At 70.7% G+C, this 14,183-nt stretch carries 11 protein-coding genes; 8 read left to right on the forward strand and 3 right to left on the reverse strand.

The features are described 5' to 3' along the window. Positions 1-1,207: HNH endonuclease signature motif containing protein (locus VGD85_RS22890; protein WP_331065740.1), on the reverse strand; the 1,207-nt coding region annotated here is incomplete at its 3' end. A 436-nt stretch (positions 1,208-1,643) separates the two neighbouring features. On the opposite strand from VGD85_RS22890, the gene VGD85_RS22895 reads away from it, so the two are divergent. From VGD85_RS22895 to VGD85_RS22905, 3 genes are all read left to right on the forward strand, one after another. After that, the gene (locus VGD85_RS22895; protein WP_331065741.1) at positions 1,644-3,470 is read left to right on the forward strand and encodes an AMP-dependent synthetase/ligase; all 1,827 of its coding nucleotides are present in this window, start codon (positions 1,644-1,646) and stop codon (positions 3,468-3,470) included. 200 nt (positions 3,471-3,670) lie between these two features. Then, positions 3,671-5,815 (forward strand): MMPL family transporter, encoded by a 2,145-nt coding sequence (locus VGD85_RS22900; RefSeq protein ID WP_331065742.1) that lies wholly within the window; start codon positions 3,671-3,673, stop codon positions 5,813-5,815. A gap of 53 nt (positions 5,816-5,868) precedes the next feature. Further along, positions 5,869-8,460 (forward strand): bifunctional FO biosynthesis protein CofGH, encoded by a 2,592-nt coding sequence (locus VGD85_RS22905; protein WP_331065743.1) that lies wholly within the window; start codon positions 5,869-5,871, stop codon positions 8,458-8,460. A gap of 3 nt (positions 8,461-8,463) precedes the next feature. Here VGD85_RS22905 and VGD85_RS22910 read toward each other — a convergent pair whose 3' ends face one another. Further along, positions 8,464-10,860, reverse strand: coding sequence for a phosphoketolase family protein (locus VGD85_RS22910; RefSeq protein ID WP_331065744.1), 2,397 nt, complete (start codon positions 10,858-10,860; stop codon positions 8,464-8,466). 134 nt (positions 10,861-10,994) lie between these two features. Here VGD85_RS22910 and VGD85_RS22915 point away from each other — a divergent pair, with 134 nt between their 5' ends. Then, the gene (locus VGD85_RS22915) at positions 10,995-11,438 is read left to right on the forward strand and encodes a DUF5709 domain-containing protein (RefSeq protein WP_331065745.1); all 444 of its coding nucleotides are present in this window, start codon (positions 10,995-10,997) and stop codon (positions 11,436-11,438) included. Between the two features lie 92 nt (positions 11,439-11,530). After that, positions 11,531-11,674, forward strand: a complete 144-nt coding sequence (locus tag VGD85_RS22920) for a GPGG-motif small membrane protein (protein ID WP_331065746.1) — start codon at positions 11,531-11,533, stop codon at positions 11,672-11,674. On the opposite strand, the gene VGD85_RS22925 is transcribed toward VGD85_RS22920, so the two are convergent. Then, positions 11,667-12,335: a UdgX family uracil-DNA binding protein gene (locus tag VGD85_RS22925; protein ID WP_331065747.1), complete on the reverse strand. Its 669-nt coding sequence runs from the start codon at positions 12,333-12,335 to the stop codon at positions 11,667-11,669. The genes VGD85_RS22920 and VGD85_RS22925 overlap by 8 nt on opposite strands. 31 nt (positions 12,336-12,366) lie before the next feature. On the opposite strand from VGD85_RS22925, the gene VGD85_RS22930 reads away from it, so the two are divergent. From VGD85_RS22930 to VGD85_RS22940, 3 genes are all read left to right on the forward strand, one after another. Beyond that, complete coding sequence (locus VGD85_RS22930) at positions 12,367-12,981, forward strand: flavodoxin family protein (protein WP_331065748.1); 615 nt, start codon at positions 12,367-12,369, stop codon at positions 12,979-12,981. A 40-nt stretch (positions 12,982-13,021) separates the two neighbouring features. Then, on the forward strand, positions 13,022-13,888 hold the full coding sequence (locus VGD85_RS22935; protein WP_331065749.1) for a TIGR03619 family F420-dependent LLM class oxidoreductase: 867 nt from the start codon (positions 13,022-13,024) through the stop codon (positions 13,886-13,888). 70 nt (positions 13,889-13,958) lie between these two features. After that, the gene (locus VGD85_RS22940) at positions 13,959-14,183 is read left to right on the forward strand and encodes a DUF7218 family protein (protein ID WP_331065750.1); all 225 of its coding nucleotides are present in this window, start codon (positions 13,959-13,961) and stop codon (positions 14,181-14,183) included.

The following is a 14,183-nucleotide window of genomic DNA, read 5'->3' on the forward strand; positions in this document are numbered from 1 at the left end:
CGACGAGGTAGGTCCGGTGGTGGGGGCTGGTCCACTCGAACGACGTCGGGGACTGGCGCTGGTAGGTCCAGCCGCCGGTGGTCTTGAGCCGGTGGTGGAATCGGCAGAGCGGGGCCAGGTTCCAGGTCGCGGTCGGTCCCAGGGGCCAGGGGATGGTGTGGTCGAGGTCGCAGGCCCGTGAGGGGCGCGAGCAGCCGGGGAACACGCAGGTCGGGTGGGTCAGCACGGCTTGCTCGTGCTGGGCGGCCGTCGGCTCGTAGTGGTCGGTGAACAGCTCGTCGGCCAGGTCGATCACGGGTTTGACGGTGACCGTGGTGCCGGCCTGGAGGCACCATTCGGTGAGCTGGTCGAGGGTGACCCAGGCGCGGGTGTTGACCACCTCGACGATCCCGGGGCCCTCGTCGGGGCGGTGGTGGGTGTAGATCACCACCTCCCGGGCGAGGTCACCGGTCTGTTCGCCGCGGGCCAGGATGCCCAGCGCCATCGCGCGGCGCTCGTCCACGGCCAGGTCGGGGTGGGTGGTCAGGAGCCGGTGGGCGATGTCGGCGACCGCGGTCTCGAGGTCGAGGGCGTCGGCGGTGGTCAGGATGGCGTCGAGGAACGCGGTGCCCGGGGTCTCCCCGAGGGCGGGTTTGGCGTGGGTGACCCGGACCCCGAACGCGGGCTCACTGGTGCGCGCGAGCGCGGTCTCGGGGTCGTAGGTGGTGCGGGCGGCCTCGACGGTGCGTTCGATCTGGGCATAGGAGCAGTGGTCGACCACGGCCGCCAGGTGGCGGTCGACGTACGCCGCGGCCTGCATCGACAGGGACTGGGTCAGCTGGGCGACCCGGCGGGCCCGCCACACCGACACCTCACCGGCCATGACCCGGGCCCACAGGCGCGGGAGCCGATCCTTGGTTTCGACGGCGTCACCGATGAAGCTCCGCCCCCCGGTCGGGGACATGCCGAGCGCGGCGGCCAGCTCGGGGATCGCGAACTCCGCGACCGTGGGGGCGCCGGGGCCGGCGATCTCGAGGTCGCGCTCCTCCCACGCCGCCCCGTCCTCGACGTCGTCGCCGGGGTGCAGCTCAGCCCACTCGGTGGCGATCTCGAACCGCCGCGCCTCCAGGGCGTCCAGGTCGGCCCGGATCCCCCGCGCGGCACCCAGCACCCGATCGGCCGGGCGAGCCGGACCGGTCCGGGGGGTGTCGAGCGTGGTCGCCGTCATGTGTTCCAGCCAAGCAGGGCCTACCGACAGTCCGAGGCCCAGAACCCCTTGTTCCACAGGGTTCCGGGACATCCGAGAGTAAAATCTTCCGATCCCCAGGTGGGGCGTTGCGGTAGGAGGAATCCCGGGTCTACAGACGGTGACCACAAGCACGTCGACCACCAGCGACCGTCAGGTCCGGGACCGCGGTGACCACCTCGCGCTCGACCACAGCGGACGGTGACCACGTCCCCCGTTCTTCGACCACCTCCACCCGAGGCCGCCCGCAGGCCGACGTACATCCCGGCCCCCCTGCGCACGCTGCGGTGGTTTCGAGACGGTTGCTAGCGCAACCTCCTCAACCACCGGGATCCGCCGCGGACACACACTCGACAAGGTCCCCTGTCAGACGCGAGGCTGTGACCTACGCCACGCCCGTCGACCCAGGGAGCACCAGATGAGCAACGACGTCCTGTCCGAGCGAGCCAGGATCGAGGCCGCGGTCGCGGGCCGGACCCTCGTCGACGCCCTGGCGGAGACGGCGCGGGTGCACGCCGACCAGCCGGCGTACTCCGACAAGCACGAGGTGCCCGAGGGCGAGGCGTGGCGGACGATCACCTGGGCGCAGACCCGCGAGCTCGCGCTCGACGTCGCCGCGGGCCTGATGGCCGCCGGCGTCGGAGAAGGCGACACCGTCGCGATCATGGCGACCAACCGCATCGAGCACTTCGTCGCCGACATGGGCGCGGTGCACGCAGCGGCCACGCCGATGTCGATCTACAACACGCTGTCCGCGGAGCAGGTGGCGTACGTCGCCGGCCACGCCCAGCCGACCGCGGTGATCCTCGAGAACGACGACCACCGCGCCCGCTGGGCCAAGGCGCTGGAGGAGACCGGCAGCATCCGCAAGGTGGTCATGCTCGGCCAGGAGTGGGACGACCTGGTGGCCGCCGGCCGGGCCTACCGCGCCGAGCACGCCGACGAGCTGGCAGCGCGAGCAGCGGGCCTCGACGCCGACGCGCCGGCGACGATCCTCTACACGTCCGGCACCACCGGCAACCCCAAGGGCGTCGTGCTCACCCACCACAACGTCATGTACGAGGCGCTCAGCACGCTCGAGGCCGCCGGCCTGCACGAGGCGCAGACCGCGATCAGCTATCTGCCGCTCGCGCACATCGCCGAGCGGGTGCTGGGGCTGTACGGCCCGCAGATCCAGGGCAGTCACATGCACGCGATCGGCGACCCCTCGGGCCTGCTCGCCGCGCTCGGCGAGGTGCACCCGACGAGCTTCTTCGGCGTCCCCCGCGTCTGGGAGAAGATCAAGACCGGCCTCTCCGCCAAGCTCGCCGCGGACCCCGACCCGAACAACGTGAGGATGGTCCAGGACGCGATGGCGGCCGCGCAGGCCTGGGTCGCGGCCCAGGAGGTCGGCGGGACGATGACCCCCGAGATCGAGGAGAACTACCGCAAGGCAGAGGAGCAGATCCTCGGGTTCCTCAAGCTGCTGCTCGGCCTGGACCAGGTGACCTGGGCCGGCTCGGCCGCGGCGCCGATGCCGATCGACGTGGCGCGGTTCATGGCCGGTCTGGGCCTGAAGGTCTTCGACGTCTACGGCATGACCGAGACGTGCGGCGCGATCACCGCCAACGGCCCCGGCGGCTTCAAGCTCGGCACCGTCGGGCGCGCGACCCCCGGCATGGAGGTCAAGCTCGGCGAGGACAACGAGGTGCTGGTCCGCGGCCCGGTCGTCACGCCCGGCTACCACCTGCAGGAGCAGGCCACGCAGGCGCTCATCGACGAGGACGGCTGGGTGCACACCGGCGACATCGGCACCCTCGACGACGACGGGTTCTTCTCGATCGTCGACCGCAAGAAGGAGCTGATCATCACCTCCGCGGGCAAGAACATCGCACCCTCCAACATCGAGGGCTACCTCAAGGAGTCCCCGATCGTGGGGCACGCGATGGCGATCGGCGACGGACGCCCGTACGTCGTCGCGATCCTCACCCTCGACGGCGAGGTGGCTCCGATCCTCGCGCAGCAGATGGGCATCGAGTTCACCGACCTGGCCGACCTCGCCGAGAAGCCGGAGATCCGGGCGATGGCGCAGCAGGCCGTCGACGAGGCCAACTCGCGGCTCTCCCGGCCCGAGCAGGTCAAGTCCTTCGAGCTGCTGCCGGTGGAGTGGACCGCGGAGTCCGAGGAGCTCACGCCGACACTCAAGCTCAAGCGACGCGTCGTCAACACCAAGTACGCCGACGTGCTGGACCGCCTCTACGGCTGACCCGCATCCGGCTCGGTGCGAGCTCGTCGACGTAGCGGTCAGCATCTGGCCTCAATAGGTGTCACAAAGGACCCAGTCCCGGTGTCCCATGGGCGCCCGGACGACCCCTGAGGAGTCCCGATGATTTCGGGATCCCGAGGGGGTCGATCTAGGGGAAAACCCCGATGCAGACTGTCCGTCCTCCTTGAGAGAGTCCTTCCATGCACCGTCAGATCGCCGGCAAGCTCACCGGCCGGGTCACCAAGTGGCTCGTGCTCGTCGCCGTACTCGTCATCGCGGGCCTGATGAGCCCCTTCGCAGGCAAGCTCACCGATGTCCAGAACAACGAGACCGAGTCCTGGCTGCCCTCCAGCGCCGAGTCCACCAAGGCATTCGAGAAGCTGAAGGCGTTCCAGGACGAGTACGACGTCGGCACCACCGTCGTCTACTACAAGGCCGGCGGGCTCTCCGAGTCCGACCTCGCCGCCATCGAGGACCAGGCGAGCGAGATCGAGGGCATCAAGGGGATCACCGACGTGGTGACGCCCCAGCGCGCCCAGGCCGCCGGCATCCCCGCGCCGTTCGTCTCCGACGACGGCGAGGTCGCCAAGCTCCAGTTCACCGTCAACTACGGCGACAAGCTCTGGGAGGAGCTGCCCGACCTCAAGGACCGCCTCGACCAGATCACCGCGATCGACGGCGTGGAGACCTACCTCGCCGGCGCCGGCGGCCAGAGCGCCGACGCGGCCACGATCTTCACCTCCTTCGACGGCAAGCTGCTCTTCGTCACCCTCGGCGTCGTCGTGCTGATCCTGCTGGTCAGCTACCGCAGCCCGCTGCTGTGGGCGCTGCCGATCATCAGCGCCGCCGTGGGGCTGATGACGACGATGGGCCTGCTCTACTTCCTCGCGAAGTACGCCGGCCTCACCGTCAACGGCCAGACCCAGTTCATCCTCACCGTGCTCGTGATCGGCGCGGGCACCGACTACGCGCTCCTGCTGGTCGCCCGCTACCGCGAGGAGCTGCGGCGTCACGAGGACCGCCACGAGGCGATGGCGTTCGCGCTGCACCGCGCGGCGCCCGCGATCCTGGCCAGCGCGGCCACCGTCGTGGTCGGCCTGCTCTGCCTGACGTTCGCCGAGCTCAACTCCACCGCGGGCATGGGCCCCGCCAACGCCATCGGCGTCGCGGTCACGTTCCTGGTGATGGTGACGCTGCTGCCCGCGCTCCTGGTGATCTGCGGTCGCTGGATCTTCTGGCCGCTGGTCCCCCGCTACGGCTCCCAGGAGCCCACCGCGTCGGGCCTGTGGGCACGGGTCGGCAAGGGCATCGCGCCGCGTCCGCGCGTCGTCTGGGTGGGCACCGCGCTCGTGCTGGGCGTCCTGTGCCTGGGCTTCCTGCGGCTCGACACCTCCGGCATCCCCAGCGACGAGATGTACACGACCGAGCAGGACTCGGTGACCGGCCAGACGATCCTCATCGACCACGGCCTGGTCGACGCGAGCACGCCCGTGCAGGTCGTCGCCAACGAGGACAAGGCCAAGGACGTCGTCGCCGCGATGTCCGGTGTCGACGGCATCGCCGAGCCGGTGGTTGTGGGCGCCAAGGACGGCGTCGCCCTGATCGTCGCCGAGCTGACCAGCGACCCCTACTCCCAGTCGGCGTACGACGCCGTCGAGGACGTGCGTACGGCGGTGCACGGGGTCGACGGAGCGGACGGCCTGACGACCGGGATGTCGGCGGTGTCGCTCGACATCGAGGAGGCCGCGGCCCGCGACAACCTGGTAATCATCCCGATCGTCCTGCTCGCGGTGCTGCTGATCCTCATCGGCCTGCTCCGGTCGCTGGTCTCGCCGCTGATCCTGGTCGGCACGGTGATCTTGTCCTTCGGCGCCGCACTCGGCATCTCCGGACTGGTCTTCGACTTCATCTACGGCCACGAGCACACCGACACCGGGTTCCCGTTGTTCAGCTTCGTGTTCCTCGTGGCACTCGGCATCGACTACAACATCTTCTTGATGACGAGGGTCCGGGAGGAGACCGCCACCCGCGGCACCCGGCGCGGCTCGCTGATCGCGCTGTCCTCCACCGGCGGGGTGATCACATCGGCCGGGATCGTGCTGGCGGCGACGTTCGCGATGCTCGCGACGATGCCGATGACGTTCACCCTCCAACTCGGCACGACCATCGCGCTCGGGGTGCTGCTCGACACGATGATCGTGCGGTCGGTGCTGGTCACCGCGATCAACCTGGACCTCGGCGGGAAGATCTGGTGGCCCAGCGCGCTGGACCGCAAGCCGCCCGTCGAGGACGGCGACCGGGTCGCGATCACGCCCGAGGAGGAGCCGGAGCCGACACCGGTCTGACCATCAGCTGAGCCGGCCGCCCCGACCCGGGGCGGCTGGCTAGTCTGATCAAGATGAGTGAGCAGCCGACCCCGCAGCAGGTCCGCCGGGCGCTGGCACGCGCCGAGCGAGGCGCCGCGCTGGACGTCGCCGAGGCGACCGTCCTCCTGGCCGCGACCGGAGCCGACCTGGAGCGGCTGACGACGGCCGCCGCCCGCGTGCGCGACGCCGGTCTCGTGGCCGCCGGCCGCGCGGGGGTCGTGACCTACTCCCCCAAGGTGTTCATCCCGGTCACCCGGCTGTGCCGCGACCGCTGCCACTACTGCACGTTCGTCGAGACGCCCGCCCAGGCGGCTCGCGACGGACGCGCGCCGTACCTCTCCCCCGACGAGATCCTCGCGATCGCCGCCGAGGGCGCCCGGCTCGGCTGCCTCGAGGCGCTGTTCACGCTCGGCGACCGGCCCGAGGACCGGTGGCCGGAGGCGCAGGCGTGGCTCGACGAGCAGGGCTACGACTCCACGCTCGCCTACGTCCGCGCGATGGCCGTGCGGGTGCTCGAGGAGACCGGCCTGCTCCCGCACCTCAACCCCGGCGTGATGTCGTGGGAGGAGCTGAACCGGCTCAAGCCGGTCGCCCCGTCGATGGGGATGATGCTGGAGACGACCTCGCGGCGGCTGTTCGAGACGAAGGGCGAGGCCCACTACGGCTCCCCCGACAAGGACCCGGCCGTGCGGCTGCGGGTGCTCGAGGACGCCGGCCGGCTCTCGATCCCGTTCACCACGGGGCTGCTGGTCGGCATCGGCGAGACGCTGACCGAGCGGGCCGAGACGATCTTCGCGCTGCGCGCGAGCCTGAAGGCGTACGGCGCTATCCAGGAGGTGATCGTCCAGAACTTCCGGGCCAAGCCGGACACCGCGATGCGGCACACGGACGACCTCGCGCTCGACGAGTACCGCGCGGCGATCGCGGTCACCCGGATCGTGCTCGGGCCCAAGGCCCGGGTCCAGGCGCCCCCCAACCTGGTCGACCTCGACGAGTGCCGCGCCCTGCTCGCGGCCGGCGTCGACGACTGGGGCGGCGTCTCGCCGCTCACGCCGGACCACGTCAACCCCGAGCGGCCCTGGCCGTCCCTGGACCGGCTGCGCGACCTGACCGCGTCGTGCGGCTTCGAGCTCCAGCCCCGGCTGACCGTGCACCCCGAGTACGTCCGGGCCGGCGAGCCCTGGCTCGACCCGCGGGTGTCCGGGCACGTGGCCGCGCTGGCGACCGAGGACGGGCTGGCCCGGCCCGGCGTACGCCCGACCGGGCTGCCGTGGCAGGAGCCCGACGGCGGTTTCGCGAGCGTCGGGCGGACCGACCTGTTCGCCGCGGTGGACACCGAGGGCCGCACCGACGACCGGCGCTCGGACTTCGGAGATGTCTACGGCGACTGGGACGCGGTGCGCGAGGCGGCGCGCGCCACCGGTGGTTTCGAGACGGTTGCTAGCGCAACCTCCTCAACCACCGGAGCCACGGTGGTTGAGGAAGGCGCGCTAGCGCCTGTCTCGAAACCACCGTCGGAGGCGCTGGCCGCGTTGCGCGCGGCGGAGAAGGACCCGGGCAACCTGTCCGACGAGCATGCGCTGACGCTGATGACCGCCGAGGGCGAGCTGCTCGAGCAGGTGTGTCGGCTGGCCGACGACCTGCGCCGCGAGGCGGTCGGTGACGAGGTGACCTACGTCGTCAACCGCAACATCAACTTCACCAACGTCTGCTACGTGGGCTGTCGGTTCTGTGCGTTCGCCCAGCGCCGCACGGACGCCGACGCCTACTCCCTGTCCCTCGACGAGGTCGCCGACCGGGCGGCCGAGGCGTGGGACCTCGGGGCGACCGAGGTGTGCATGCAGGGCGGGATCGACCCCGAGCTGCCGGCGACGGCGTACTTCGACCTCGTGAGCGCGGTCAAGCAGCGGGTGCCGGAGATGCACGTGCACGCGTTCTCACCGATGGAGGTGGTCAACGGCGTGGCCCGCACCGGGCTGTCGATCGAGGACTTCCTCATCAAGGCCCGCGAGGCCGGCCTCGGCTCGCTGCCCGGCACCGCGGCCGAGATCCTCGACGACGAGGTCCGCTGGGTGCTGACCAAGGGCAAGCTGCCGACCCGCACCTGGATCGAGGTGGTGTCCACCGCCCACCGCGTCGGCATTCCGACCACCTCGACGATGATGTACGGCCACGTCGACAACCCGCGCCACTGGGTCAACCACCTGCGCGTGCTGTCGCGCATCCAGGACGACTCTCTGGATTCTGGGGGAAGTGGCTTCACCGAGTTCGTGCCGCTGCCGTTCGTGCACACCTCCGCGCCGATCTACCTCGCCGGGGTCGCGCGCCCCGGGCCGACGCTGCGCGACAACCTCGCGGTGCACGCGATGGCCCGGATCCTGCTGCACGGCCGGATCCGCAACATCCAGACCTCGTGGGTCAAGCTCGGCGTCGAGGGCACCCGCGCGATGCTGCGGGCGGGCGCGAACGACGTCGGCGGCACGTTGATGGAGGAGACGATCTCGCGGATGGCCGGGTCCGAGCACGGCTCGGCCAAGACCGTTGCCGAGCTCGAGGAGATCGGCGCGGGGATCGGCCGGCCGGTCGTCGAGCGCACCACGACGTACGCCCGACGACCGGCCTGAGACTCAGGCCTCCGGGGCGTTGTGCTCCGGGTCCTCGGTGACGTGGCGTGGCCCGAACGAGCCCTCCCAGCTCCAGTCGCGCACCTCGGGCATGTCCTCGCCGTAGGTGCGGATGTACTGCTTGTGGCGGATCAGGGCGTTCTTGAACTCCTCGCGCGCGGCGCCCGAGGTCGCCCGCAGCCGCGGCAACCGGTCGATCACGTCGATGGCCAGGTTGTAGCGGTCCGTGTGGTTGAGCACGGTCATGTCGAACGGCGTGGTGGTGGTGCCCTCCTCCTTGTAGCCGCGCACGTGGATGTTGGCGTGGTTGGTGCGCTTGTAGGTCAGCCGGTGGATCAGCCAGGGATAGCCGTGGTAGGCGAAGATGACCGGCTTGTCCGTGGTGAACAGGGCGTCGAAGTCGGCGTCGGAGAACCCGTGCGGGTGCTCGCTCGCGGGCTGCAGACGCATCAGGTCGACCACGTTGACGAACCGGATGCGCAGGTCGGGCAGGTGCTCGCGCAGCAGTGCGACCGCGGCCAGCGCCTCCATCGTCGGGACGTCGCCCGCGCACGCCAGGACCACGTCGGGGCCCTCGTCGGTGTCGTTGGACGCCCACTCCCAGATGCCGGCGCCCTTGGTGCAGTGCACGATCGCCTCGTCCATGTCGAGGTACTGCAGCGCCGGCTGCTTGCCGGCCACCACGACGTTGACGTACTGCTTGCTGCGCAGGCAGTGGTCGGTCACCGAAAGCAGCGTGTTGGCGTCCGGCGGCAGGTAGACCCGGACCACGTTGGCCTTCTTGTTGACCACGTGGTCGATGAAGCCCGGGTCCTGGTGGGAGAACCCGTTGTGGTCCTGGCGCCACACGTGCGAGGTGAGCAGGTAGTTCAGCGAGGCGACCGGGCGGCGCCACTCGATGCGGTTGGTCGACTCCATCCACTTCGCGTGCTGGTTGAACATCGAGTCGACGAGGTGGATGAACGCCTCGTAGCAGGAGAACAGGCCGTGGCGCCCGGTCAGCAGGTAGCCCTCGAGCCAGCCCTGGCAGGTGTGCTCGGAGAGGATCTCCATGATCCGGCCGTCCGCGGCCAGGTGGTCGTCGTAGTCGAGGATCTCGGCGTTCCAGGTCCGGTTCGTCACCTCCATGACGTCCTGCAGCCGGTTGGAGGAGTTCTCGTCGGGGGCGAAGAGCCGGAAGTTGTGCATGTTCTGCGCCATCACGTCGCGCAGGAACCCGCCCATCACGCGCGTGGCCTCGACCGCGCCGGTGCCGGGCGCGTCGACCTCGACGGCATAGTCTCGGAAGTCGGGCATCCGCAGCGGCTTGAGCAGCAGGCCGCCGTTGGCGTGCGGCGACGCGCTCATCCGCATGTCGCCCTTGGGGTGCAGCGCGCGGATGTCGTCGACCGGGGCGCCGGCCTCGTCGAAGAGCTCCTCGGGGCGATAGCTGCGCAGCCACTCCTCGAGCACCTCGCGGTGGGAGTCGTCGCTGCGGGCGTTGGCGAACGGCACCTGGTGGGAGCGCCAGAAGTTCTCGACCTTCTTGCCGTCCACCTCCTTCGGACCGGTCCAGCCCTTGGGTGAGCGCAGGATGATCATCGGCCACGGCCGCCGCGGGGCAGCCGCGGAGGACCCGCGGGCCTCGGCCTGGATCTCCGCGATCTCGTCGAGGCAGCGGTCCAGCGTCGCCGCGAACTCCGCGTGCATCTGCTCGGGATCGGACCCGGAGACGACGTACGGGTTGTGGCCGTAGCCGCGCAGCAGCGAGAGCAGCTCCTCCTCCGGGATGCGGGCCAGCACCGTCGGGTTCGCGATCTTGTAGCCGTTGAGGTGCAGGATCGGCAGCACCGCGCCGTCGCGTCGCGGGTCGACGAACTTCGTGGAGTGCCAGCTGGTCGCGAGCGGGCCGGTCTCGGCCTCCCCGTCACCGACGACGGCCGCGACCACGAGGTCGGGGTTGTCGAACGCGGCGCCGTACGCGTGCGAGAGGGCGTAGCCCAGCTCGCCGCCCTCGTGGATCGAGCCCGGCGTCTCGGGCGCGACGTGGCTCGGGATGCCGCCGGGGAAGGAGAACTGCTTGAACAGCCGCTGCATGCCGGCCGCGTCCTGGGACACGTCGGGGTAGACCTCGGAGTAGGTGCCCTCGAGGTAGGAGGACGCCACCAGGCCCGGGCCGCCGTGACCGGGACCGGTGATGAAGATCATCCGCTGCCGGCGCGCCATGATCGTGCGGTTGAGGTGGGCGTAGATGAAGTTGAGGCCCGGGGTCGTGCCCCAGTGACCCAGCAGCCGCGGCTTGACGTGGTCGGCCACGAGCGGCTCGCGCAGCAGCGGGTTGTCCATGAGGTAGATCTGTCCGACGGACAGGTAGTTGGCGGCGCGCCACCAGCGATCGAGGGTCTCCAGCGATGGGTCCATGGCTTTACCGTTCCGGGGCGCTGGTCGGGACGCAAGGGGGATTCAGTCCTGTTTCTGGCGTCGGATCCTGGGCACCCAGGAGTGGACTAGCGTGAAAGCCGACGCAGTCGATGAGGATCCCTGAAGGAGGACCCGTGAGCAGCCACAGCGAAGGTGAGTCGGAGATCTACGGCGACTACAGCGTCGACGACGAGGACCAGCCCGGGAACATCGAGGACCTGGGCGACGGCGACGTCGAGGACGAGCTCGACCGGGGCTACTCCCCGCCCGAGCACTACTCCGCCGGCCAGGGCTACGGCAACACGCCCTGGGAGGAGGAGCACCGCGAGACCATCGACCAGCGGATCGGCCAGGAGATCCCCGACGAGGACCCGTACGCCGAGGCGGCGGACTCCGACGAGGTGCTCGACGACGGCGAGGTCGGCCGGGCCCGGGCCGGACGCCTGGTAGACCCGGACGAGGGGCTCGGCGAGGACACCGAGAAGGACCTGGTCGGCGAGGACGTCGGCATCGACGGCGCCGCTGCCTCCGCGGAGGAGGCGGCCGTGCACATCGTGGAGGACTACCCCGAGGAGTGAGCCCCGAGGAGCGAGCCGCCAGGAGTGATCCCTAGGAGTGACCGCCGGGCCGTCGGGGTACGGCATGGTCACACCGAGAGGGAGGAACACTGATGGCATTCCTGCTGTGGATCTTGGCGGTCATCCTCGTGGTCGCCGGCATTTTCCAGCTCTTCAAGGGCCAGCTGCTCTGGGGCATCGTGCTGATCATCGTGGGGCTGCTCGTCGGCCCGGGCGGCGTCAGCATCTTCACGTAGGCGAGATCAACCGATCAGCCGCGACCCGCAGGTCGGCGACGAGACCCTCGTACGCCGACCTGCGGTCCTCGGCCCGCAGCACCGCGGACGGGTGCGTCGTGGCGAGCACCCACGCCGGGGGCCGGGCGACCGCGAAGGACGCCGGCCAGTCGCGGACCCGGCCGCGTGACTCACCCACGCGGAAGCCCGCGCCGTACACCGCCTTGCCGGCGGTGCCGCCCAACAGCACCACGCCGGTGGGACGGACCAGCCGCAGCTCCGCCTCCAGCCACGGCCCGCACGCCGCGACGTGGGCACGGCTCGGGGACTGGTGGATGCGCTGCTTGCCGCGGGTGCCCGACCAGCGGAAGTGCTTGACGACGTTGGTGATGTAGACCTCGGCCGGCGATATCCCCACCTCGACCAGCGCCTCGTCGAGCACCTTGCCGGCCGGCCCCACGAACGGCTCACCCTCGCGGTCCTCACGATCGCCCGGCTGCTCGCCGAGCAGCATCAGCTCGGCGTCGACCCGCCCGTCGCCCATCACCGCCTGGGTGGCGTCGCGGTAGAGCTCGCAGCCGCGACACTCCTGCGCGGCCTGGCGCAGCGACCGGAGGCTCAAGGACTGCGGGACCCACGCACCCGCACCGGGTCGCTCCTGGGGCCGGGTCCGATCAGGCATGGTCGGGCGGTACCCCGGGCACCGGGGCGCCATGACCGACCTCGCCCTGCGGGCCCTCGTGCTCGTGTGCACCCTCAAGCCCTCCCCCGCCGAGTCGAGCTCCCAGCTCCTCGGCGAGCAGGTCCTCGGCCAGCTCGAACGCCACGGCGTGACCGGCGAGGTGGTCCGGATCGTCGACCACGACGTCCGGTTCGGCGTCAGCGCCGACGAGGGCGACGGCGATGCGTGGCCGGAGATCCGCGCCAAGATGCTGGTCAGCGACATCCTGGTCATCGCGACACCGATCTGGATGGGCCAGCCGTCCTCGGTCTGCAAGATGACGCTCGAGCGTCTCGACGCCGAGCTCGGCGAGACCGACGACGAGGGCCGGATGCTCACCGAGGGCAAGGTCGGTGTCGTGGCCGTCGTCGGCAACGAGGACGGCGCGCACCACGTCGTCGCCGAGGTGCTCCAGGCACTCAACGACACGGGGTTCAGCATCGCCGCGAACGCCGGGACCTACTGGGTGGGCGAGGCGATGCAGAGCACCGACTACCGCGACCTCGACCCGACGCCGGAGAAGACCGCGGCGGCCACCGAGGCGGCCGCCCGGCACGCCGCACACCTGGCGCGGCTGCTCAAGGACGCGCCGTACCCCGGCACCTGACGCGCCGGGAACGCGTTCTAGTTCCGGCTAGGCTGCGCGCGTGCGCTTCTCGATCAGTACGGCGTTCCAGCCGGTCGACCACCTGGTCCCGCTCGCCCGCGCGGCCGACGAGCTCGGCTACCACTCGATGGCCGTGCCCGACCACGTGGTCGACCTGGAGGAGCTGGCCACGCCGTACCCGTACACGCCCGACGGCGCCCGCCGCTGGGACGCCACCGCGGCGTGGCCGGACCCGTGGGTGCTGATCGGGTCGCTCGCCGCGGTGACGAGCCGGCTGCGCTTCCTGACCTCCGTCTACGTCCCCGCGCTACGCAGCCCGTTCCAGGTCGCCAAGAGCGTCGGCACGGCCGCGGTGCTCTCGGGCAACCGGGTCAGCCTCGGCGTCGGCATCGGCTGGTGCCGCGAGGAGTTCGAGCTGCTCGGCCAGGACTTCGCGACCCGGGGCCGGCGCACCGACGAGGCGCTCGCCCTGATGGCGCGGCTGTGGCAACCCGGGTGGACCGAGTTCGACGGCGAGTTCCACACCGCGCCCCGGCTCGCGATGGAGCCGACCCCGACCGAGCGGATCCCGGTCCTGGTCGGCGGACTCTCCGAGGTCGCATTCCGGCGCGCCGCCCGCCACGACGGCTGGGTGGGCGACATCTACCCGATCGACGAGGCCGTCGCGCACGCCGGCCGGCTCGCCGAGGTACGCCGCGAGGCCGGCGCGGACGGGGAGTTCTCGGTGATCACGGCGCTGAGCGACGCGTTCCTCCCCGAGCACTTCGCCCGCGCGGAGGCCGGCGGCGTCACCGACTGCTGGACGATGCCGTGGGCCTACTACCACGGGCTCGACGCGACGCTGGACCAGAAGATCGACGCCCTGGAACGGTTCGCGCGCGACGTGCTGACGCCGGTCAACGGCTGACTCCGCATGGGGCCGAGGGCTCCGGGTACCTCGGCGGTGTAGGCGAACATCGGCGACCCAGGAGGACACCGTGCCCAGCAAGTCGGCGAACGTGAAGAACGAGAAGCAGTACGAGGCCCTCAAGGACAAGGGCATGTCGAAGGAGCGGGCGGCCAAGATCGCCAACGCCAAGGACTCCTCCAAGCACGGCGGGCAGCAGTCCGGCAAGGGCGGCAACAGCAAGCAGGGCGGCACCACCGCGCAGAAGAAGGAAGCCGGGCGCAAGGGCGGCAAGGCGGCGGCGAAGAAGAGCTGA

This window comes from Nocardioides sp. (assembly GCF_036401255.1).
Taxonomy (GTDB): domain Bacteria; phylum Actinomycetota; class Actinomycetes; order Propionibacteriales; family Nocardioidaceae; genus Nocardioides.

What these genes read in the sequence shown, in the direction of transcription:
- VGD85_RS22905 (WP_331065743.1), top strand. Translation starts at nt 5,869, where the DNA reads ATGAGTGAGCAGCCGACCCCGCAGCAGGTCCGCCGGGCGCTGGCACGC.
- VGD85_RS22920 (WP_331065746.1), top strand. Translation starts at nt 11,531, where the DNA reads ATGGCATTCCTGCTGTGGATCTTGGCGGTCATCCTCGTGGTCGCCGGC.
- VGD85_RS22900 (WP_331065742.1), top strand. Translation starts at nt 3,671, where the DNA reads ATGCACCGTCAGATCGCCGGCAAGCTCACCGGCCGGGTCACCAAGTGG.
- VGD85_RS22925 (WP_331065747.1), bottom strand. Translation starts at nt 12,335, where the DNA reads ATGCCTGATCGGACCCGGCCCCAGGAGCGACCCGGTGCGGGTGCGTGG.
- VGD85_RS22910 (WP_331065744.1), bottom strand. Translation starts at nt 10,860, where the DNA reads ATGGACCCATCGCTGGAGACCCTCGATCGCTGGTGGCGCGCCGCCAAC.
- VGD85_RS22895 (WP_331065741.1), top strand. Translation starts at nt 1,644, where the DNA reads ATGAGCAACGACGTCCTGTCCGAGCGAGCCAGGATCGAGGCCGCGGTC.
- VGD85_RS22930 (WP_331065748.1), top strand. Translation starts at nt 12,367, where the DNA reads ATGACCGACCTCGCCCTGCGGGCCCTCGTGCTCGTGTGCACCCTCAAG.